General features: G+C 76.4%; 24 protein-coding genes. 20 read left to right on the forward strand and 4 right to left on the reverse strand.

Features of this window, described 5'->3' with window-relative positions; translation table 11 throughout:
- Nucleotides 1-63: 63 nt before the first annotated feature.
- Genes HLV61_RS07160 through HLV61_RS07175 form a run of 4 tightly spaced genes read left to right on the forward strand, consistent with a single transcriptional unit; the run spans nt 64 to nt 4656 of the window.
- Nucleotides 64-852 carry a lysophospholipid acyltransferase family protein gene (locus HLV61_RS07160; protein ID WP_369253739.1) on the forward strand — a complete coding sequence of 263 codons (789 nt, stop codon included), beginning with the start codon at nt 64-66 and terminating at the stop codon, nt 850-852.
- Nucleotides 849-1871: an NAD(P)H-dependent glycerol-3-phosphate dehydrogenase gene (locus HLV61_RS07165; protein ID WP_369253742.1), complete on the forward strand. Its 1023-nt coding sequence runs from the start codon at nt 849-851 to the stop codon at nt 1869-1871. The genes HLV61_RS07160 and HLV61_RS07165 overlap by 4 nt, the downstream gene beginning before the upstream one ends.
- Entirely contained in the window at nt 1868-3010 is a 1143-nt protein-coding gene (locus HLV61_RS07170) for a cystathionine gamma-lyase (protein ID WP_369253744.1), read from the forward strand. Before HLV61_RS07165 ends, HLV61_RS07170 begins: the two co-directional genes overlap by 4 nt.
- Nucleotides 3011-3015: 5 nt before the next feature.
- On the forward strand, nt 3016-4656 hold the full coding sequence (locus HLV61_RS07175) for a TIGR03767 family metallophosphoesterase (RefSeq protein WP_369253747.1): 1641 nt from the start codon (nt 3016-3018) through the stop codon (nt 4654-4656).
- 178 nt (nt 4657-4834) lie between these two features.
- Here HLV61_RS07175 and HLV61_RS07180 read toward each other — a convergent pair whose 3' ends face one another.
- On the reverse strand, nt 4835-5674 hold the full coding sequence (locus tag HLV61_RS07180) for a CDP-alcohol phosphatidyltransferase family protein (protein ID WP_369253749.1): 840 nt from the start codon (nt 5672-5674) through the stop codon (nt 4835-4837).
- 98 nt (nt 5675-5772) lie between these two features.
- Here HLV61_RS07180 and HLV61_RS07185 point away from each other — a divergent pair, with 98 nt between their 5' ends.
- Entirely contained in the window at nt 5773-6936 is a 1164-nt protein-coding gene (locus HLV61_RS07185; RefSeq protein ID WP_369253751.1) for a D-alanine--D-alanine ligase family protein, read from the forward strand.
- Nucleotides 6933-7580 (forward strand): hypothetical protein, encoded by a 648-nt coding sequence (locus HLV61_RS07190; RefSeq protein ID WP_369253753.1) that lies wholly within the window; start codon nt 6933-6935, stop codon nt 7578-7580. Before HLV61_RS07185 ends, HLV61_RS07190 begins: the two co-directional genes overlap by 4 nt.
- Nucleotides 7581-7587: 7 nt before the next feature.
- Here HLV61_RS07190 and HLV61_RS07195 read toward each other — a convergent pair whose 3' ends face one another.
- Together HLV61_RS07195 and HLV61_RS07200 are read right to left on the reverse strand one after the other, a co-directional pair.
- Complete coding sequence (locus tag HLV61_RS07195; RefSeq protein WP_369253755.1) at nt 7588-8076, reverse strand: DUF3515 domain-containing protein; 489 nt, start codon at nt 8074-8076, stop codon at nt 7588-7590.
- A 124-nt stretch (nt 8077-8200) separates the two neighbouring features.
- The gene (locus HLV61_RS07200; RefSeq protein WP_093580013.1) at nt 8201-8434 is read right to left on the reverse strand and encodes an Lrp/AsnC ligand binding domain-containing protein; all 234 of its coding nucleotides are present in this window, start codon (nt 8432-8434) and stop codon (nt 8201-8203) included.
- Between the two features lie 92 nt (nt 8435-8526).
- Here HLV61_RS07200 and HLV61_RS07205 point away from each other — a divergent pair, with 92 nt between their 5' ends.
- Genes HLV61_RS07205 through HLV61_RS07215 form a run of 3 tightly spaced genes read left to right on the forward strand, consistent with a single transcriptional unit; the run spans nt 8527 to nt 10713 of the window.
- Entirely contained in the window at nt 8527-9561 is a 1035-nt protein-coding gene (locus HLV61_RS07205) for a thiamine-phosphate kinase (protein WP_369253758.1), read from the forward strand.
- On the forward strand, nt 9545-10096 hold the full coding sequence (locus HLV61_RS07210) for a GNAT family N-acetyltransferase (RefSeq protein ID WP_369253760.1): 552 nt from the start codon (nt 9545-9547) through the stop codon (nt 10094-10096). The genes HLV61_RS07205 and HLV61_RS07210 overlap by 17 nt, the downstream gene beginning before the upstream one ends.
- The gene (locus HLV61_RS07215; RefSeq protein WP_369253762.1) at nt 10084-10713 is read left to right on the forward strand and encodes an AAA family ATPase; all 630 of its coding nucleotides are present in this window, start codon (nt 10084-10086) and stop codon (nt 10711-10713) included. The genes HLV61_RS07210 and HLV61_RS07215 overlap by 13 nt, the downstream gene beginning before the upstream one ends.
- 107 nt (nt 10714-10820) lie before the next feature.
- Here HLV61_RS07215 and rpmB read toward each other — a convergent pair whose 3' ends face one another.
- Nucleotides 10821-11012 (reverse strand): 50S ribosomal protein L28, encoded by a 192-nt coding sequence (rpmB, locus tag HLV61_RS07220; protein WP_369253764.1) that lies wholly within the window; start codon nt 11010-11012, stop codon nt 10821-10823.
- Between the two features lie 199 nt (nt 11013-11211).
- On the opposite strand from rpmB, the gene HLV61_RS07225 reads away from it, so the two are divergent.
- The 11 genes from HLV61_RS07225 (at nt 11212) to HLV61_RS07275 (ending at nt 19935) form a co-directional block, all read left to right on the forward strand.
- On the forward strand, nt 11212-12804 hold the full coding sequence (locus HLV61_RS07225; protein WP_369253766.1) for a DAK2 domain-containing protein: 1593 nt from the start codon (nt 11212-11214) through the stop codon (nt 12802-12804).
- A 2-nt stretch (nt 12805-12806) separates the two neighbouring features.
- Nucleotides 12807-14999, forward strand: a complete 2193-nt coding sequence (gene recG / locus HLV61_RS07230) for an ATP-dependent DNA helicase RecG (RefSeq protein WP_369253768.1) — start codon at nt 12807-12809, stop codon at nt 14997-14999.
- Nucleotides 14996-15550, forward strand: a complete 555-nt coding sequence (rsmD, locus tag HLV61_RS07235) for a 16S rRNA (guanine(966)-N(2))-methyltransferase RsmD (protein WP_369253770.1) — start codon at nt 14996-14998, stop codon at nt 15548-15550. Before recG ends, rsmD begins: the two co-directional genes overlap by 4 nt.
- Entirely contained in the window at nt 15547-16026 is a 480-nt protein-coding gene (gene coaD / locus HLV61_RS07240) for a pantetheine-phosphate adenylyltransferase (RefSeq protein ID WP_369253772.1), read from the forward strand. The genes rsmD and coaD overlap by 4 nt, the downstream gene beginning before the upstream one ends.
- Nucleotides 16023-16712: a hypothetical protein gene (locus tag HLV61_RS07245; RefSeq protein WP_369253774.1), complete on the forward strand. Its 690-nt coding sequence runs from the start codon at nt 16023-16025 to the stop codon at nt 16710-16712. The genes coaD and HLV61_RS07245 overlap by 4 nt, the downstream gene beginning before the upstream one ends.
- A gap of 134 nt (nt 16713-16846) precedes the next feature.
- Nucleotides 16847-17470, forward strand: a complete 624-nt coding sequence (locus tag HLV61_RS07250; RefSeq protein WP_369253776.1) for a YceD family protein — start codon at nt 16847-16849, stop codon at nt 17468-17470.
- Between the two features lie 2 nt (nt 17471-17472).
- Nucleotides 17473-17652: a 50S ribosomal protein L32 gene (gene rpmF / locus HLV61_RS07255; RefSeq protein ID WP_073421798.1), complete on the forward strand. Its 180-nt coding sequence runs from the start codon at nt 17473-17475 to the stop codon at nt 17650-17652.
- Nucleotides 17653-17677: 25 nt separating this feature from the next.
- Nucleotides 17678-18418, forward strand: a complete 741-nt coding sequence (gene rnc, locus HLV61_RS07260) for a ribonuclease III (RefSeq protein ID WP_369253778.1) — start codon at nt 17678-17680, stop codon at nt 18416-18418.
- A 3-nt stretch (nt 18419-18421) separates the two neighbouring features.
- On the forward strand, nt 18422-19324 hold the full coding sequence (gene mutM / locus HLV61_RS07265) for a bifunctional DNA-formamidopyrimidine glycosylase/DNA-(apurinic or apyrimidinic site) lyase (RefSeq protein WP_369253780.1): 903 nt from the start codon (nt 18422-18424) through the stop codon (nt 19322-19324).
- On the forward strand, nt 19321-19593 hold the full coding sequence (locus HLV61_RS07270; RefSeq protein WP_369253782.1) for an acylphosphatase: 273 nt from the start codon (nt 19321-19323) through the stop codon (nt 19591-19593). Before mutM ends, HLV61_RS07270 begins: the two co-directional genes overlap by 4 nt.
- 150 nt (nt 19594-19743) lie before the next feature.
- On the forward strand, nt 19744-19935 hold the full coding sequence (locus tag HLV61_RS07275) for a hypothetical protein (RefSeq protein ID WP_369253784.1): 192 nt from the start codon (nt 19744-19746) through the stop codon (nt 19933-19935).
- The last annotated feature ends 46 nt before the right edge of the window (nt 19936-19981 follow it).

Below are 19981 nucleotides of genomic sequence, written 5' to 3' on the forward strand. Positions count from 1 at the left end.
CGCACGCCGACCCGGGGGAGGGTCGATCATGTGCCGGTCGTCCGACCGAGGGGAGGGGTGCCGGTGACCGAGGAGCAGTCCTCCGGGACCGCGGCGCCGGAGCGGCGCGCGCTGCACGTGCGCGGGCGGCTGCCGTGGTCGCTGAAGCTGGCGGTCGTGGTCATCCACCCGACCGCCTCGCTGCTGTTCCGCCTGCGCTACCGCGACGGCGACCGGCTGCCGCGCACCGGCCCGGTGCTGCTCGTGGCCAACCACGTCTCGGTGCTCGACCCGCTGGCCTGCGCGCGCCTGGTGTACGACAACGGGCGGATCCCGCACTTCCTCGCCAAGGAGGCGGTGTTCAAGGGCCTGGCCGGGAAGATCCTCCGGCACGCCGGGCAGATCCCGGTCGCCCGCGGGTCCGCCGACGCCCGCGGTTCCCTGGCCGCCGCGGCGGCCGACCTGGAGGCGGGCAACGTCGTCGTGATCTACCCCGAGGGCTCGGTGACCCGCGATCCCGACTGGTGGCCCATGCAGGCCCGCACCGGCGTCGCGCGGCTGGCGCTGACCACCGACGCCGTCGTCCTCCCGGTGGCCCAGTGGGGCCCGCAGCGGGTGCACGACTACCACGCCAAGAAGCTGCACCTGCGGTTCCGCACGCCCACCGAGTACGCCCTCGGTGAGCCGGTCGACCTCTCCGCGCTGCGGGCCGAGGTGCGCGCCGGCCGGGCGCTGACCCCCGAGCTGCTGCGGGAGACCACCGACGTGATCATGGGCCGCGTGCGCGACCTGCTGTCCGGGGTGCGCGGCGAGCCGGCCCCGGCGGTCTTCGCCCCCCGACCGCGGCGCACGCTGCCGGGGGACGCCGCGTGAGCGGCTCCGACCTCTCCGGCCGGCGTACCCGCGCCGCCGTCCTCGGGGCCGGCTCCTGGGGCACCACCTTCGCCAAGGTCCTCGCCGACGCCGGCTGCACGGTGTCCCTGCACGCCCGCCGGCCCGAGCTCGCCCGGGCGATCACCGAGTCGGGGGAGAACGCCGAGTACCTGCCCGGGGTGGCGCTGCCCGGCGCGCTGAGCGCCACGACCGACGCCGCGCAGGCCCTCGACGGCGCCGACGTCGTCGTGCTCGCCGTCCCCTCGCAGTCGCTGCGCGCCAACCTGCTCGAGTGGACGCCGCTGCTGCCCGCGGACGCGACCCTGCTGTCGCTGATGAAGGGCGTCGAGCTCGGCACGACCAAGCGGATGAGCGAGGTCATCTGCGAGGTCACCGGCGCCGGGCCCGACCGGGTGGCCGCGCTGTCGGGGCCGAACCTGGCCCGCGAGATCGCCGAGGAGCAGCCGGCCGCCACGGTCATCGCCTGCCCGGACGCCGACCGCGCCGCGGCGCTGCAGGCCGCCTGCCTGACGCCCTACTTCCGGCCGTACACCAACCAGGACCTGGTGGGCTGCGAGCTCGGCGGCGCGGTGAAGAACGTCATCGCGCTGGCCTGCGGCATCGCCGAGGGCATGGGCTTCGGCGACAACACCCGCGCCTCGCTGATCACCCGCGGCCTGGCCGAGATCACCCGCCTCGGCGTGGCGCTGGGCGCCGAGCCCGCGACGTTCGCCGGGCTGGCCGGCCTCGGCGACCTCGTGGCCACCTGCAGCTCGCCGCTGTCTCGGAACCGGACCTTCGGGGAGAAGCTGGGCCGCGGGATGTCGCTGGAGGAGGTGCAGGCCACCACCCGGCAGACCGCCGAGGGGGTCAAGAGCTGCCGCCCGGTGCTGGACCTGGCCCGCGCCCACGGGGTGGACGTGCCGGTGACCGAGGCGGTCGTGCGGGTCTGCCACGAGGACGTCCCGGCCGCCCAGATGGTGAAGGAGATCATGTCCCGAGAGGCCAAGCCGGAGTGACGCTGCCTGCTGGGTGGGGCGACGGCACCCGGTCGGTCCACGCCGGCGACGCCCCGCCGGTGCCGGGCACCCCGCTGCGCCCCTCGCCGGTCTTCGCCGCGCCCTTCCACCTCGGCGACCTGCCGCCGCGCGCCGGCGGCGCCGACGCCTACGCCCGCACCGAGCACCCCACCTCCCGCGCCTTCGAGACGGCGGTCGGTGAGCTCGACGGCGGCCGGTGCCTGTCCTTCGCCACCGGCATGGCCGCGATCACCGCGGCGGTGATGGCGCTGGTGTCGGCCGGCGACCGCCTGGTGCTGCCGGCCGACGGCTACTACACGACCCGGCTGCTCGCCCGTGACGAGCTCGAGCGCCTGGGCGTGCGGGTCGAGTACGTGCCGACCGTCGAGATCGCCGACGTCGCCGCCCGCGGGGACCTCGAGGGTGCCCGGATGGTCTTCCTCGAGACGCCGAGCAACCCGCTGCTCGACGTCTGCGACGTCGCGGAGGTGGCCCGCGCCGCGCGCGCGGCCGGTGCGCTGCTGGCCGTGGACAACACCACCGCCACCCCGCTGGGCCAGCGGCCGCTGGCGCTCGGTGCGGACCTCACCGTGGGCGCCGACACCAAGGCGCTGACCGGCCACAGCGACCTCCTGCTCGGCCACGTCAGCACCTCCTCCGACGAGGTCTTCGACCGGGTGAAGGGCTGGCGGGACCACACCGGCAGCACGCCCGGCGCCTTCGACGCGTGGCTCGGGCACCGCTCGATGAGCACGCTGGACCTGCGGCTGGCCCGCCAGGGCGAGACGGCCGCGGCGGTGGCGGCGGCGCTGGCCGGGCACCCCGCGGTGACCGGCGTGCGCTGGCCGTGGCTGCCCTCGGACCCCTCGCACGCCCTGGCCGCCCGGCAGATGCTGCGGCCGCTCGGCATCGTCTCCGCCGAGCTCGCCGACGAGACGGCGGTGTCACGGTTCCTGGCCGCGAGCCGGCTGTGGACCGCGGCCACGAGCTTCGGCGGCGTGCACAGCACCGTGGACCGGCGGGCGCAGTGGGGCGGGGACGCGGTCCCGGCCGGGTTCCTGCGCTTCTCGTGCGGCATCGAGGACACCGGCGACGTCGTCGCCGACCTCACCGCCGCGCTCGACGCCGTCGCCGCCTGACCCGCGTGAGCCGCACGACCCTCGACCGCGTGCTCGCGGCCGGCCCGGTGCTGCAGGCCGGCCGGGACGGCGACTACCGGGCGCTGGCCTGGGCGGGCGGGGAGCCGCACCGGGTGCGCCGCGAGCTGGTCGGGCCCACCTGGGAGCCGCCGCGGCGGGGGACGCAGGTGGTGGCCTGCCTGGCGCACGTCACCGACCTGCAGCTGGCCGACGTCTGCTCGCCGGCCCGCTTCGAGTTCTTCCACCGCTTCGAGGCCGATCCGCGGATGAGCGCGCTGGTGCCCATGCACCGGCCGCAGGAGGCGCTGACCGCGCACGCCGTCGACGCCCTGGTGCGCACGCTCAACGGCCTGGCCGGCGGGCCGCGGACGGGCCGGCCGCTGCAGGTGGTCGTGACCACCGGCGACGCCATCGACAACGCGCAGTGGAACGAGCTGGAGCTGTACCTGGCGGTGCTGCGCGGGGGAGTCGTCTCACCCGGGGCCGGGCTGACCGCCTACGACGGCGTGCAGGCCTCCGGCTGGCCGCACGACCTGTTCTGGCGCCCCGACGACGACGGCGGCGTCCACCACGAGCGCTTCGGCTTCCCCGCGCGGCCCGGACTGCTCGAGGCGGCGTTCGCGGCCTTCGCCGCCGAGGGGCTGCGGCTGCCCTGGCTGGGCTGCCACGGCAACCACGAGGCGCTCATCCAGGGCGTCGGCGTCCCCACGCCCGCGCTGACCGCCCTGCTGGGCTCCGGGCGCAAGCCGGTCGACGTCGACCCCACCCTGCCGCTGGACGACGCCCTGCGGCTGTTCACGCACTCCTCGGAGGTCTTCACCACGGCCGTCTCGCGCCCGGTGACCACGGTGGCCGACCGCCGCTTCATCGACCGGCGGGCCTTCGTGGCGGCGCACCTCGCCGACGGCGGGGCGCCCACCGGTCACGGCTTCACCGAGGACAACCTGCGCGAGGGCACCGCGTACTACGCCTGGGACGGCCTGCCCGGCGTCCGGGTGGTCTGCCTGGACACCACGCGGGTGACCGGCGGGACGGCCGGCTCGGTCGACGCGGAGCAGGCGCGGTGGCTGGAGGACCGGCTGCGCGAGGTGTCCTCGTCGGCGCCCGGTCCCGACGGCGGCCGGGTCGCCACGGGCAACGCCGACCGGCTGGTGGTGCTGCTGTCCCACCACGGCGTGAGCACGCTGACCCGGTCCGACGCCCTCGGCCGCCGGCCCGCGGACGGCGAGGACGCGCTGGGCGCCGCCGAGCTGCTCGCGCTGCTGCACCGCTATCCGAACGTCGTCCTGTGGCTCAACGGGCACACGCACGTCAGCGAGGTGCGGCCCTGGGCGCACCCCGACGAGCCCGGCCGCGGCCTGTGGGAGGTGACCACCTGCGCCGTCGTCGACTGGCCCGGGCAGGCCCGGCTGGTGGAGCTGCTCGACAACGGCGACGGCACGCTGTCGATGGTCTGCACGATGGTCGACCACGACAGCCCCGCCCGGCCGCCGGCCGCCGACGACCCGGCCGCCCGCGACCCCGCCGCGCTGGCCGCCCTGCACCGCGAGCTCGCGGCCAACGTGCCGTGGGCCGGGCTGGGGTCGGGGCTGGCCGGCACGCCCGCCGACCGCAACGTCGAGCTGGTCCTCCGCGCCCCGTTCTGAGCGTCCGGCCGTGACGGGGGCCCCGGTGCGCGAGGTGATGTGCGTGCGTGGCGCAGCTCGGCGTCCGCGCGCGCCCGGGGCGCACGTCACCCTCGAACGGCTGCGACCGTGTGCGCCGAGGCCGCGTTCCCGGCCGCGGGGTCCCGCCTCCGCGCACACCCTCGCCGTCAGGGACGGCTCAGGCGGTGCGGGCGGCCCGGCGGCGGCGGTGGGCGGCGCGGGCGGTGAGCCAGCCGCTGAAGGCCAGGTAGTAGACGACGTAGGCGAAGGACAGCACGACGACGACGGGGTGTGGGTCGGGGTACTGCACGAGCAGCACGGCGTAGGTGACCAGCCAGACCACGGTCAGGCCCATGCTCACCGGCCACAGCGCCTCGGTGCGCGAGGGGTACAGGTAGCGCACCGGCACGAACACCAGCACCGAGCAGACGACCAGCACGACGGCGACGACGACCTGCGACAGGTCCAGCACCACCGCGTAGAAGGCGACGACGTTCCAGTAGCTCGGGAAGCCGAGGAACGTGTGGTCGTCGGTCTTCGCGTCGACCCGGCAGAACTGGTAGCTGGAGGCCAGCAGCGGGAACGCGGCGAGCAGCCACCCGACCCAGCTGTGCGACAGCGCGCCGGTGGTCCACAGCAGGACGATCGGCGCGAAGACGTAGGTCAGGTAGTCGACGATGTTGTCGAGCAGCGAGCCGTCGAACCAGGGGATCGTCTCCTTGACCCGCGCTCGCCGGGCCAGCATCCCGTCGGTGCCGTCGATCCACAGCGCCGCCAGCCCGAGCCACAGCGCGGTGACGGCCTCGCCTTCGAACGCGGCGAGCACCACCAGCAGCGCCAGCACCGAGCCCAGCGCGGTGTAGAGGTGCACCGCCGCGCCGGCCAGCCGCAGGGACAGCGGGAACCGGCGCGCCGGGGCGTCCCCGTGCTCGTCGTGCCCCTGGTGCGCCGTCGTCGCCGGAGGCCGGGGGTCCACCGGAGGGGCCGCGTTCTCCCGCATCGCGGACGAGGTTCCCACACCGCGCCGCTCCCACACCGCGCCGTTCCCCCACCGTGTCGGTGTCGGCCCTGCGGGAGCCGCGGGACGCACGGGGCGGTCGACTAGGGTCGGCCGCGATGAGCGGGATCGGCAGGGTGCGCGTCGCGGTCGTGTTCGGAGGGCGCAGCGCGGAGCACGCCATCTCCTGCGTCTCCGCCGGGAGCGTGATGGCGGCGCTCGATCCGGAGCGTTACGAGGTGGTCCCGGTCGGCATCGCCCGCGACGGCCGCTGGGTGCTCGCCGACGCCGGCCAGCGGCTGGCCATCGACGGCGGCCGGCTGCCCGAGGTCACCGGCGGGACGGCGGTGTCACTGGTCGGCGACCCGGCCGGGCGCGGGCTGGCCGTGCTGGGGTCGGGCGGGGATGGACACCCCGCGGCGATCGGCCCGGCGCTCACCGAGGTCGACGTCGTCTTCCCGGTGCTGCACGGCACCTACGGCGAGGACGGGACCATCCAGGGGTTGCTGGAGATGAGCGGGCTGCCCTACGTGGGGTCCGGGGTGTTCGCCAGCGCCGCGTCGATGGACAAGGAGTTCACCAAGAAGCTCCTGGCCGCCGCGGGGCTGCCCCAGGGCGACCACGTGGTGCTCCGGGACGCCGAGGGCGCGCTGACGGCCGACCCCGACGCCCTGTCGGCCGCCGACCGCGAGCGGCTGGGGCTGCCGGTGTTCGTCAAGCCCTCGCGCGCCGGGTCCAGCATCGGCATCACCAAGGTCACCGACTGGTCGCAGTTCCCCGAGGCGGTGGCCGCCGCGGCCGCCGTCGACCCGAAGGTCGTCGTCGAGGCCTCCGTGCCGGGCCGGGAGGTCGAGTGCGGCGTGCTGGCCGGCCGCGACGGCGGGCCGCCCGAGGCGAGCCTGCCCGCCGAGATCCGGCTCAAGCCCGGCACCGACTGGTACGACTTCGACGCCAAGTACCTCGACGACGCCGTCGAGTTCGACGTCCCGGCCGACCTCACGCCCGAGCAGACGCGCAGGGTGCAGGCGGCCTCCCGCCGCGCCTACCTCGCGATGGACTGCGAGGGATTGGCTCGGGTGGACTTCTTCCTCGGCACCGGGCCCGACGGCCGCGAGCGCCTCGTGGTCAACGAGGTCAACACCATGCCGGGGTTCACGCCGATCTCCATGTTCCCGCGGATGTGGGCGGCCAGCGGGGTGTCCTACCCCGAGCTGGTGGACCGGCTGGTCGCCTCGGCGCTGGCGCGCGCGGGCCGGCCAGGGGACCAGCGGACCTCCCGGTGACCCCCGGCCGCCTCGCGGCCGTGCTCGCCGGGCTGGCGTCGCTCCTGCCGGCCACCGGCTGCACGTCGACCGGCGCCATCCCGGCGGAGGAGGTCGCCGCCCCGGCCACGCCGGAGACGGTCGAGGACCTCGGGGAGCTGCTGCTCACGGAGGTGCCCTCCGGGCTGCCCCGGATCCCCGACGCCGACCTGCAGCCGTCCGCCGGTGCGAAGACCGTCGACGACGTCGCCACCTACTCCGACGACCCCGCCCGCGAGCGCGCGGTGCTGCGGGACTACGGCTACCGGCACGGCTGGGAGCGCTTCTGGGGGTCGACGACGGGCCCGCTGACCAGCGTCTTCCTCGACCAGTTCGACCACGCCACCGGTGCGGCCACCTACGCGCAGGACCTGGCCGGCAACGACGCCGAGGTCTACGACGGCGTGCTGCGCCACGACCCGTCCTCGCTGCCCGACGGCTGCAGCCTGCTCACCGTGACCGCCGCCGATCCCGCGACCGGCCTGTCCGGCCCGGCCGCCTTCGCCTGGTGCGCGCACGGGGTGTTCAGCGTCGCGGTGACCGCCGTCGCCGTCACCGAGCAGGCCGCCACCGACGAGGTGCACGAGGCCGTGCGGGCCCAGCTCGACCGGCTGCCGGCGGCCTGAGCGGGCCTCAGAGCGCCGGCAGGGTGTCGCCGAGGACGCCGCTGAGGACGGTGACCGGCGCGCTGTCGACGTCGGGCGGCAGCGTCACCTGCACGAGGGCGGCACGGTCGACCGCGGTCCAGGTGGTGGCCTCGTCGGTCTGCTCGACGAACCAGGTGACCCGGTCGATCTGCAGCAGCCCCTCGCCGGCGACCAGGCCGGCCGGCTGCGGCACCCCGCACACCAGCACCACCGCCGGGTCGCCCCAGGCGGCGGCGTAGGGGGTGTCGGAGTCGACCAGCCGCGCGGGCTCCCCGGTCAGGTCGAGGGGGAGGGCGGCCATGAGCGCCGGGCAGTTCGCGTCGGCCTCCGGCGTCGGTGGGGGGACCTCGACCGGCAGCACCGGCAGGTCCTCGGCGCGCTGCGGTGCGGTGGTGCCGTCGACGTCCGCGGCCGGGCCGTCGTCGCTGCCACCGCGGACGTTGACCAGGACGACCAGGACGACGAGGACCGGCACGACGACCGCCGTCGCGAGCAGCGCCAGCCGGCGCAGGGGGTCGGGACGCCGCGCGGGGGCCGGAGCGGCCGCCGGCCCCCCGGCAGGAGGGGTCCCGGCGGCGGGGGTGTCCTCGCTCAGCGGCTCAGATGTTGACGACGGGGCAGGTCAGCGTGCGCGTGATGCCGTCGACCGACTGCACGCGGGCGACCACCAGGCGGCCGAGCTCGTCGACCGACTGCGCCTCGGCGGTGACGATGACGTCGTAGGGGCCGGTGACGTCCTCCGCCTTGGTCACGCCGGCGATCTCACTGATCGTCGTGGCCACCTGGGCGGCCTTGCCGACCTCGGTCTGGATCAGGATGTAGGCGTGGACCACGGGACGACCTTCCTCGGGCGACGGAGCCGGCGGCTGCGCGCCGCCGGCAGCCGGACTGGATCGCAACCTACCCCAGCGGCCCGGTGCGCCCGGTGACACGGCCCCGGCCGCTGGGTCCCCGCGACGACCTCGCCGACAGCGTGCGGGTGGTGGGGGAGTTCGGCGTCATCGAGCGGGTGCTCGCCCGCTCGGGCTCGGCCGAGGTGGCCGAGGTGGGCCCGGGGGACGACGCCGCGGTGCTGCGCGCGCCCGACGGCCGGGTGGTGGCCACCACCGACGTCCTCGTCGAGGGGCGGCACTTCCGCCGCGACTGGTCCTCGGCCGAGGACGTCGGGCACAAGGCCGCCGCCGCCAACCTGGCCGACGTCGCCGCGATGGGCGGGGTGGCCACGGCGCTCCTGGTCGGGCTGGCCTGTCCCGCCGACACGCCCACCACCTGGCTCGAGGGCGTGGCCGCCGGGATGGCCGCCGAGTGCGCGCCGCTGGGTGCCGCGGTGGTCGGCGGCGACACGGTGGCCTCCGCGCCCGACAGCGGGTCCGTCGTCCTGTCGGTCACCGCGCTCGGCGACCTCGGCGGGCGGGCGCCGGTGCTGCGCTCGGGGGCGCGGCCCGGGGACGTCCTCGCCGTCGCGGGCCGGCTGGGCTGGTCGGCGTGCGGGCTGGCGGTGCTGCGCCGCGGCTTCAGCAGCCCGCTGGCCGTCGTCACCGCGCACCGCCGTCCGACCCCGCCGTACGCGGCCGGGCCGGCCGCGGCCGGCGCGGGGGCCACCGCCATGTGCGACGTCAGCGACGGGCTGCTCGCCGACGCCGGGCACCTGGCCTCCGGCAGCGGCGTCGCCCTGCACGTCGACCGGGCCGCGCTGGTGCGTGCGACCCTGGAACCGCCGGGTCCGCTGCAGCAGGTGGCGGCGGCCCTCGGCGCCGATCCGCTCGCCTGGGTGCTCACCGGCGGGGAGGACCACGCCCTGCTGGCGACCTTCCCGCCGTCCGCGGCCCTGCCCGACGGGTGGATCGCCATCGGCCGGGCCGAGGAGGGGGAGCCGGGGGTGTTCGTGGGCGGCGAGCCGGCGGCCGACGTCGCGGTCGCGGTGGGGGCGGGGAGGACCGGGCATGTCCACTTCGGCTGAGGTCCGGCTGCGCGACGGGTCGGTCGCCGTCCTGCGCGCGGTGCCCTACGACGACCCGGTCGCCCGCGACCTCGTGGTCCGGGTGCAGCAGGAGTACGTCGACCGCTACGGCGGCCCGGACGGCGCGGCCGTGGAGCCGGGGGACTTCTCCCCGCCGGCCGGCCTGTTCCTCGTCGCCGAGGTCGGCGGCGAGCCGGCCGGGTGCGGCGCCTGGCGGCGGCACACCGGAGGGGACGACCCCACCGTGGCCGAGGTCAAGCGGGTGTACGTGGTGCCCGCCCTGCGTCGCCGTGGCCTGGCGCAGGTGCTGGTCGCCGCGCTGGAGGACTCCGCGCGCGCGTCGGGGTACCGCGCGGTCGTGCTCAACTCCGGGGACCGCCAGCCCGAGGCGCTGGCGCTGTACGAGGCCCTCGGCTACACGCCGGTCCCGGGGTACGGCCTGTACGCCGGCGAGGCGGGAGCGGTCTTCCTGGGCCGGCTCCTCGACGAGCAGGAGGACCCCGACGAGGAGGAGGAGCGGCCGTGGGCGTCGTGACGATCTCCGCGTCCTACGGCGCGGGCGGTCCGGAGGTCGGGCCGGCCGTCGCCGAGCGGCTGGGCCTGTCCTTCCACGACCGCGCGATCCCCGCGCAGGTGGCCGGCCGGCTCGGCGTCTCCCAGGACGACGCCGAGGCCAACGACGAGCGGGTGGTCCGAGGCCTGTGGCGGCTCGTCGCCTCGCTGGGCGCCATGCCCGACCCGGTCGGCGGCGTGGTGCCGACGGCGAGCCAGCCCGACGAGCGGGCCTACCGGGAGCACACCGAGCGGGTCCTGCGCGAGATCGCCGACGGCGCCGGCGGGGTGGTGCTCGGCCGCGGCGGCGCCATGGTGCTCCGTGACCGGCCCGACGCCCTGCACGTCCGCCTCGACGGCCCGCCGGAGGCCCGGCTGCGCGCGGCGGTGCAGCGCTACGGCCGCCCGGAGGACGAGCTGCGGCGCGAGCTGCAGGCCAACGACACCACCCGCGAGAGCTACGTCCGGCACTTCTACCGGTGCGACCCGACGGCGGCCCGGCACTACCACCTCGTCGTCGACGGGACGGTGCTGCCGCTGGAGACGGTGGTGGACCTGGTCGTCGCCGCGGCGCGGGCGCGGGGGATCGGCACGGCCTGAGCCGGCCCGGCACCGCGCACGCGAAGGACCCCGGAGGTCGTCGACCTCCGGGGTCCGCCCGGCCGGGGCCGGGACGCACTCAGGGGCGGCGGTGCCGCCCACCCGCACTACGCGCGGACGACCTTGCCCGCACGGATGCAGGAGGTGCAGGCGTTGATGCGGCGGCGGTTGCCGGGGGCGACCAGCGCCCTCACCGCCTGGATGTTCGGGTTCCAGCGGCGCGGCGTGCGGCGGTGCGAGTGCGACACCGACATACCGAAACCGGGCCCCTTGCCACAGACATCGCACACGGCAGCCACGGTGGATCACTCCCAGGAGAATCGTTTGCAGACGGCGGCGCACGGACGGCCACCGGAAGACCGTCGACCACTGTAACCGCTCGCCCGGCCGACCGTCGCCGAGGGCGCCCGGGCCACCGGGTCCGTCCCCTCCACCACGACCGGGCCCGTCCCCTCCACCACGACCGGGCCCGTCGGTCCCCGCGGGTACCCTCCGGCCGTGCTGCAGGCGCTCGACGACGCCGCGGTCGGCCAGTGGTGCCGGGCCGCGGTCGCGGCGCTGTCCGGAGCCCGCGGCCGCCTCGACGACCTCAACGTCTTCCCCGTGCCCGACGGCGACACCGGCACCAACCTGCTGCTCACCGCGCAGGCCGCCGTCGCCGCCCTCGACGCGTCGCCGGGGGAGCCGGCCTGGACCGCGCTGACCCGAGGCGCCGTCCTCGGGGCCCGGGGCAACAGCGGCACGATCCTCGCCCAGCTCCTGCGCGGCCTGTCCGACCAGCTCGCCGGCGAGGAGCCCGCCGACGGACCCGGCCTCGCCGCGGCGCTGCAGAAGGCCGCCGACAGCGCCTACTCCGCGGTCGCCGACCCGGAGGAGGGGACGCTGCTCACCGTCGCCCGCGCCGGCGCCGAGGCCGCCGTCACCGCCGTCGCGCAGGGGCACACCGCGCTGGCCGACGTCGTCACGGCCGCGGCCGACGGCGCGCGCACCGCCCTGGAGGCCACGCCCGGCCAGCTCGACGCGCTGCGCGCCGCCGGCGTGGTCGACGCCGGCGGCGCCGGCTTCTGCGTGGTCCTCGACGCCCTCGTGGCCACCGTCACCGGCGTCGAGCCGGCCCGCCCGCCGCTCGTGCCGCGCCGCGCCCGCCCGGCGGACCCCGCGGCGGTTCCGCACCAGCCCCCGCCCGGGCCCGGCAGCGAGGTGCAGTACCTGCTCGCCGACGCCGACGAGGCCGCCGTCGCGGTGCTGCAGACCCGGCTGGCCACCCTCGGCGACAGCCTGGTCGTCGTCGGCGTGGACACGGCGACCGGCCGGCAGTGGAACGTCCACGTGCACACCAACGACGTCGGCGGCGCCATCGAGGCCGGCATCGAGGCCGGCCGGCCGCACTCCATCGCGGTGACCCCGCTGGCGCCGGTCCGCCCGGCCGCCCCGGTGCCGGGGCTGCGTGCGGTCGTCGCGGTCGTCCCGGGCGAGGGCCTGGCGCAGCTGTTCTCCGGCGAGGGCGTGCGCGTCGTCCCCTGCGGCTCCAGTGGCGTCGACGAGGACGAGCTCCTGGCCGAGATGGTGGCCTCGGGCGCGGGCGACGTCGTCGTGCTGCCCAACGACCCCGCGCTCACGCCGGTGGCCGCCCGCGCCGCCGACCGCGCCCGCGGGGCCGGCCGCGACGTCGCGGTGGTCCCCACCCGCTCCCCGGTGCAGGGCCTGGCCGCCATCGCCGTCGCCGACCCCACCCGCCGCTTCGGCGACGACGTCATCGCCATGGCCGAGGCCGCCGCCGCCACCCGCTGGGCCGAGGTCGTCGTCGCCGAGTCCGACGCGCTCACCAGCGCCGGCCCGTGCCGCGCGGGCGACGCGCTGGGCGCGGCAGAGGGCGACGTCGTGGTGGTCGGCCAGGACCTCACGGCGGTGGCCCGCGAGCTGCTCGACCGGCTGCTGTCGGCAGGCGGTGAGATGGCCACGCTCGTCGTGGGCCCCGACGTCGCGCTCGGCGACGCGGTCTGCGCGCACCTGGCCTCCGCCCACCCGACCGTCGAGGTGGTCCGGTACGACGCCGGCGCGGTGGTCCCGCTGCAGGTGGGGGTGGAGTAGCCGTGACGGTGACCCTCGACACCGACCTGGCGCGCGTGCTCGGCGCCAAGACGGCCAAGGCGATGGCGGAGTCCCTGGAACTGCGCACCGTCCGTGACCTGCTGCGCCACTACCCGCGCCGCTACGCCACGCGCGGCGAGATGACGCGGCTCGACGACCTGCAGGTCGGCGACCGGGTGACCGTGCTCGCGCAGGTCCGCCGGGTGGTCAGCCGCAAGATGCGCAGCCGGCCCGGGACCCTCACCGAGGTCACCGTCGGCGACGGCGCCGGGGAGATGCAGCTGGTCTTCTTCAACCGCCGGCACGGCCAGCTGCAGCAGGGCGCCTGGGGGCTGTTCGCCGGCACCGTCGGCCAGTATCGGAACAGCAAGCAGTTCGCCCATCCGGACTTCCACCTCATCACCGGTGACGACGACGAGGACTGGGCCCGCGCGCTCATCCCGATCTACCCGGCGAGCAAGGACGTCTCCAGCTGGGTGATCCAGAAGTCGATCCGCCTGCTGCTCGACGCCTCCGGCGGCTTCGGCTTCGTCGAGGACCCGCTGCCCCCGAGGCTGCGCAGCCGCCACGGCCTGCTCAGCCTCCCGGCCGCCCTCCTCGACATCCACCGGCCCACCACCGCCGACGACGTCGAGCGCGCCGGGGAGCGGCTCAAGTGGGACGAGGCGCTCATCCTGCAGCTGGTGCTCGCCGCCCGCCGCCGCGCCGCCGCGCTGGAGCCCGGCACCGCCCGCCCGCGCGGGCGCGGCGGCCTGCTCGACGCCGTCGACGCCGCGCTGCCCTTCGCACTCACCGAGGGCCAGCGGGCGGTGGGGGAGGAGCTCGCCGCCGAGCTGTCCCGCGACACCCCCATGCACCGGCTGCTGCAGGGGGAGGTCGGCTCGGGCAAGACCGTCGTCGCGCTGCGGGCCATGGCGCAGGTCGTCGACGCCGGCGGCCAGGCCGCGCTGCTGGCGCCCACGGAGGTGCTGGCCGCGCAGCACGCCCGCAGCATCGCGGGCATGCTCGGCCCGCTCGCCCGCGCCGGCGAGCTCGACGGCGACCCCGCGGGCACGAAGGTGGTGCTGCTCACCGGCTCGCTCAAGGCCGTCGCCCGCCGGGCCGCGCGCGCCGCGGTGGCCGACGGCAGCGCCGGCATCGTCGTCGGCACCCACGCGCTGCTGCAGGAGGGCGTCGACTTCGCCGACCTCGGCCTGGTCGTCGTCGACGAGCAGCACCGCTTCGGCGTCGAGCAGCGCGACGCCCTGCGCGCCAAGGGCAACCGCCCGCCGCACGTGCTGGTCATGACCGCCACGCCCATCCCGCGCACCGTCGCGATGACCGTCTACGGCGACCTGGAGACCTCCGTGCTGCGCCAGCTGCCCAGCGGCCGCGGCGGCGTGGCCAGCTCGGTGGTGCCGGTCAGCGACAAGCCGGCCTGGCTCGGCCGCGCCTGGGAGCGGGTGCGCGAGGAGGTCGCCGCCGGCCGGCAGGCCTACGTCGTGTGCCCGCGGATCGGTGACGACGACACCGGCAGCGCCGAGACCGACGCCCCCGAGGACGCCGACGGCGCTCCGGAGAAGGGCGGCGAGGACGACCGGCGCCCGCCGCTGGCCGTCCTCGACGTCGCCGAGGGGCTGCGCGAGGGCCCGCTGGCGGGACTGCGCATCGACGTCCTGCACGGCCGGCTCGCGCCCGAGGACAAGGAGGCCCGCATGCGGGCCTTCGCCTCCGGCGAGACGCAGGTCCTCGTCGCGACGACGGTCGTGGAGGTCGGCGTGGACGTGCCCAACGCCACCGTCATGGTCGTCATGGACGCCGACCGCTTCGGCGTGAGCCAGCTGCACCAGCTGCGCGGCCGCGTCGCCCGGGGCAAGCACCGGGGCCTGTGCCTGCTGGTCACCGAGGCCCGGGAGACGACGGCGACCGGGCAGCGGCTGGCCGCGGTCGCCGCCACCTCCGACGGCTTCGAGCTCGCCCGCCTGGACCTCGAGACCCGCCGCGAGGGCGACGTCCTCGGCGCCGTCCAGTCCGGCAAGCGCTCGACGCTGCGGCTGCTGTCCCTGCTCGAGGACGAGGAGCTCATCGCCACCGCCCGCGCCGAGGCGACCGAGCTGCTGGCCACCGGCGGCGGGCTGGCCGACCACCCGGGCCTGGCCGCGGAGGTCGCCGCGCTGGCCACCGACGAGCGCGCGACCTACCTCGAGAAGGCATGACCCGCCTGATCTCCGGCATCGCCCGGGGACGGCGGCTCACGGTTCCGCCCAGCGGGGTGCGGCCCACCGGCGACCGCGCCCGCGAGGGCATGTTCAACAGCCTCGGCACCCTGCTCGACCTCGACGGCGCCCGCGTCCTCGACCTCTACGCCGGCTCCGGGGCGCTCGGCCTCGAGGCGCTCTCCCGCGGCGCGGCCGAGGTCGTGCTCGTCGAGAACGGCCCCCGCGTGCTGCCGGTGCTGCGCGCCAACGTCGCCGCCGTCGGCCTGCCGGGTGCGCGCGTGGTCCCGGGCTCGGTGCCCACCGTCGTCGGCGGCGCGCCGCCGGCCCGCTTCGACCTCGTGCTCGCCGACCCGCCCTACACCGTCCCCGCCGAGGAGGTGCGCGGCGTGCTCGCCGCGCTGGTCACGGGCGGGTGGCTCGCCCCGGACGCGGTCGTCGTCGTCGAGCGGTCCTCCCGCGAGGAGCCCTTCGAGTGGCCGACACCCCTCATCGGGATCCGCGACCGCCGCTACGGAGAGGCCCTGCTCCGGTACGGTCGCCTCCCGTGAGGCGAGCGGTGTGTCCCGGGTCGTTCGACCCGGTCACCAACGGTCACGTCGACGTCATCGCCCGGGCGGCCGCGCTCTACGACGAGCTCGTGGTCGCCGTGCTGGTCAACCCCGGCAAGGCGGGGTTCTTCACCGTCGACGAGCGCATGGAGCTGCTGCGCGAGGCGGTCGAGGACCTGCCGAACGTCGTCGTCGACAGCTTCAGCGGCCTGCTCGTCGACTACTGCCTCAGCCACGACGTCCCGGTGGTGGTCAAGGGCCTGCGTGCCGTGGGCGACTTCGAGTACGAGCTGCAGATGGCGCAGATGAACCGCGAGCTGGCCGGCGTCGAGACGCTGTTCGTCCCCACCGCGCCGCAGGTCGGCCACCTGTCCTCCAGCCTGGTCAAGCAGATCGCGGTCTTCGGCGGCGACGTCTCACGGCTGGTGCCCAAGGGCGTCCTCGACCGGCTCCTGGCCAAGCGGGCCGAGTCGTGACGGAGGTCGTCTACCGGCTCTACGAGACCGTCGACGAACTCAGCCGGGTCATCGAGAACGCGCGCAGCGTGCCCATGTCGAGCTCGTGCATGGTGCCGCGCGACCACCTGCTCGACCTGCTCGACGACCTGCGGGAGAACCTGCCCGACGAGGTGCACGCCGCCGGGGCGATCGTCGAGCAGCGCACCGAGATCCTCGAGCAGGCACAGGCCGAGGCCGAGCAGCTCACCGGCCGCACCCGCGAGGAGGCCGACCGGCTGGTCGCCTCCGCCCGACGCCAGCGCGAGGAGGTCCTCGGCACCGCCCGGCGGCAGCGCGACGAGCTCCTCGCCCGCGCCCAGGCCGAGGCCGAGGCCGTGCTGGCCCAGGCGGAGGCGGAGGCCGAGGCCCTGCTCGCCGAGGCGCAGGCCCACCACGAGGCGCTGCTGGCCGACGCGCAGGCGCAGCAGGCCGAGATGATCGCCGCCGCGCAGGTCGAGCACGAGCGGCTGGTCACCGAGACCGAGGTCTACCGCGGCGCGGTCAGCCGCTCCGACGAGCTGGGCGCGCAGACCGTGGCCGAGGTCAACCGGATGCGGGCCGAGGTCGACGAGTACGTCGACACCCGCCTGGCCGACTTCGGCACCACGCTGGAGCGGATGCTGCGCTCGGTCGAGAAGGCCCGCGAGACGCTCCGGGACGCCTGAGCGGCGGAGCCGCCTCCGTCCCCTCACCGGGCCGGCCGTTCCCGGTCGGGGATCGGGTAGTCTCGGTTGCTGGTCCGGCCGCCGGTGTTCGACCCCGGACGGATCCCCTCCCACTGACGACCGCGAGTACCGACATGCCTGCCGCACCTGCCGATCGCCCCGGCGCCGCGTCCACCGACGTCCGGCGCCCCGGTGCCAACCCCTGGACCGTGGAGCTGCGCGAGCTCGGCCGCCGCGCCGGCTCGTTGCACGAGCTCGACCGGACCGTCCCCGCGCCCGCGGGCTGGCGGCTCGAGCTCGTCGGCGTGCCCGAGGGCGCGCCGGTGCACCTGCGGCTGCGCCTGGAGTCGGTCATGGAGGGCGTGCTCGTCTCCGGCGAGATCGAGGCCCCCGTCGACGGCCAGTGCGCGCGCTGCCTGGACCCGTTCGAGGACGTCCTGGAGCTCGACGTGCAGGAGCTCTACGCCTACCCGGGCAGCACCACCGAGGCCACCAGCGAGGAGGACGAGGTCCGTCTCGTCGAGGGCGAGCGCATCGACCTCGAGCCGATGGTCCGCGACACCGTCGTCCTCGCCCTGCCCCTCTCGCCCACCTGCACCGAGGACTGCGCCGGACTGTGCTCCGGTTGCGGCCAGCGCCTCGACGACCTGCCGGCCGACCACTCCCACGAGCTGGTCGACCCCCGCTGGGCCGGCCTCGCCGGCCGTTTCACCACCGGAGCGGTCACCGACCGTCCGGGCGACCCTGAGGAGAACTGACCGTGGCCGTCCCGAAGCGGAAGATGTCCCGCGCCAACACCCGCGCCCGCCGGTCGCAGTGGAAGGCGAGCGCCCCCACGCTCAGCCCCTGCCCGAACCGCGCCTGCGGCCAGCTCAAGCCGCCGCACCAGGCCTGCCCGAACTGCGGCCAGCACGCCGGCCGCCAGGTCCTCTCGGTCTGACCCGGCCCTGAGCCGGTTCCCCGAGGTGGGCAGCGCCCACGACGACCGCGCAGCCGCCTGGCTGCTCGACGCCCTCGGCGTCGAGCTGCCCGGCGGCCTGCTGTCGTTGGCACTGACCCACCGCTCGTACGCCTACGAGAACGGCGGGCTGCCCACCAACGAGCGCCTGGAGTTCCTGGGCGACGCCGTGCTCGGCCTGGTCGTCACCGACGAGCTCTACCGCAGCCAGCCCGACCTCCCCGAGGGCCGGCTGGCCAAGCTGCGCGCCTCGGTGGTCAACATGACCTCGCTGGCCGCGGTCGCCCGGCGGCTGGGGAACGGGGGGCTCGGCCCGCACCTGCTGCTGGGCCGCGGCGAGGAGACCACCGGCGGCCGGGAGAAGGACTCGATCCTCGCCGACGCCCTCGAGGCGCTGATCGGCGCGTGCCACCTGGGCCTGGGCCTGGACGCCGCCGGCGCGATCGTGCACCGCCTGTTCGACCCGCTCCTGGTGGAGTCGGCCACCCGCGGCGCCGGCCTGGACTGGAAGACCAGCCTCCAGGAGCTCGGCGCCGCCCACGGCCTGGGTGCTCCCGTCTACGACGTCACCGACGAGGGCCCGCCGCACGCCAAGACGTTCACCGCCGCCGTCTCGCTGGCCGGCGTCGTGCGCGGCCGCGGACGCGGGCGCACCAAGAAGGCCGCGGAGCAGGAGGCCGCCGAGGCCGCGTGGCGCGCCGTCAGTGCCGACGGGCTGCCCGCCGGCCGGGCGCCCTCCGGGGACTGAGCCGTGCCCGAGCTGCCCGAGGTCGAGGTGGTGCGGCGTGGCCTGGAGCGCTGGGTCGCCGGGCGCACCGTGGCCGCCGTCGAGGTGCACCACCCGCGCGCGGTCCGCCGCCACCTGGAGGGCGCCGACCACTTCGTCGCCGCGCTCACCGGGCGCACGTTCAGCGCCGCGCACCGCCGCGGCAAGTACCTGTGGCTGCCGCTGGCCGAGGCCGACGGGACGCCCGCCGGCCGGGCGATGGTCGCCCACCTCGGCATGAGCGGGCAGCTGCTGGTGGAGAAGCCCGCCCGGCCCCGCGAGACCCACCTGCGGGCCCGGTTCACCTTCACCGACGGCGGCCGCGAGCTGCGCTTCGTCGACCAGCGGACGTTCGGCGGGCTGGCGGTGGAGGACGCCGAGGGCGAGGGCATCCCGTCGCGGCTGGCGCACATCGCGATCGACCCGTTGGACCCCTCGTTCGACGAGGCGGCCTTCAGCGCGGCGCTGCGCCGCCGGAGGACGGAGGTCAAGCGGGCGCTGCTGGACCAGACGCTGATCGGCGGCGTCGGCAACATCTACGCCGACGAGTCGCTGTGGCGGGCCCGCCTGCACGGCACCCGCCCCACCGACCGGCTCACCCGCGCCCAGGTCGCCGACCTGCTCGACGGCGTGCGCAGCGTGCTCGGCGAGGCGCTGGCGCAGGGCGGCACCTCGTTCGACTCGCTCTACGTCGACGTCAACGGGCAGAGCGGGTACTTCTCCCGCTTCCTCGCCGTCTACGGCCAGGCCGACCGGCCCTGCCCGCGGTGCGGCACGCCGATCACCCGGGAGTCGTTCATGAACCGGTCGAGCTACAGCTGCCCGGTCTGCCAGCCGGCCCCGCGGACCCGGCGGCCGTCGGCAGAGCCGAGGACCCGCAGGTCGTGAGCGGGGTCCGGGTGCACGCGCTGGTCTCCGGGCACGTGCAGGGCGTCGGCTACCGGTGGTTCGTCCGCGGCCTGGCCACCGACGCCGGGCTGTCGGGATCCGCCCGCAACCTGCCCGACGGCCGGGTCGAGGTCGAGCTCGAGGGGCCCGCCGACGGTGTCCGCGCCGTCGTCGCGGCGCTGCAGGGCCCGGACGCTCCCGGCCGGGTGACCGGCGTGGTGGAGGAGGACCGCCCGGTGCAGGGGGGACGCGGGTTCACCACGGCGTGACGCAAGGAACACCCCCTCGACGCGGCGGCGCTCCGGCCCGCCGTTGACCAGCGTGTCCAGTGGTGTCACCCTGGGGTCACCGAGCCCGCGCCGACCGACCTCCCGGGGCGGCGGGCACCCCCTCTCGCTGTCGGAAAGGCCGTTCTCGCCATGGCCAAGGCCCTCTTCGGTTCCGTCGTACCGCCCGCGGAGCTCCGCGTGATGGACGAGAACGCGGTCCTGCGCGCCAGGGTGCGCCGCCTGGAGCAGGAGCTGGCCGAGCTGCGGGCCCAGCGCGACGCCGTCATCGCCCACGAGCTGCTCAGCCTGACCCGCGACAAGGCCGAGCCGGCGCTGGCGTAAGCCCCTCCGCACCGCCCGTCCCGGCCTCCTGCGCCGGCGGGACTGG

This window comes from Geodermatophilus amargosae (assembly GCF_041028265.1).
Lineage (GTDB): Bacteria > Actinomycetota > Actinomycetes > Mycobacteriales > Geodermatophilaceae > Geodermatophilus > Geodermatophilus amargosae_A.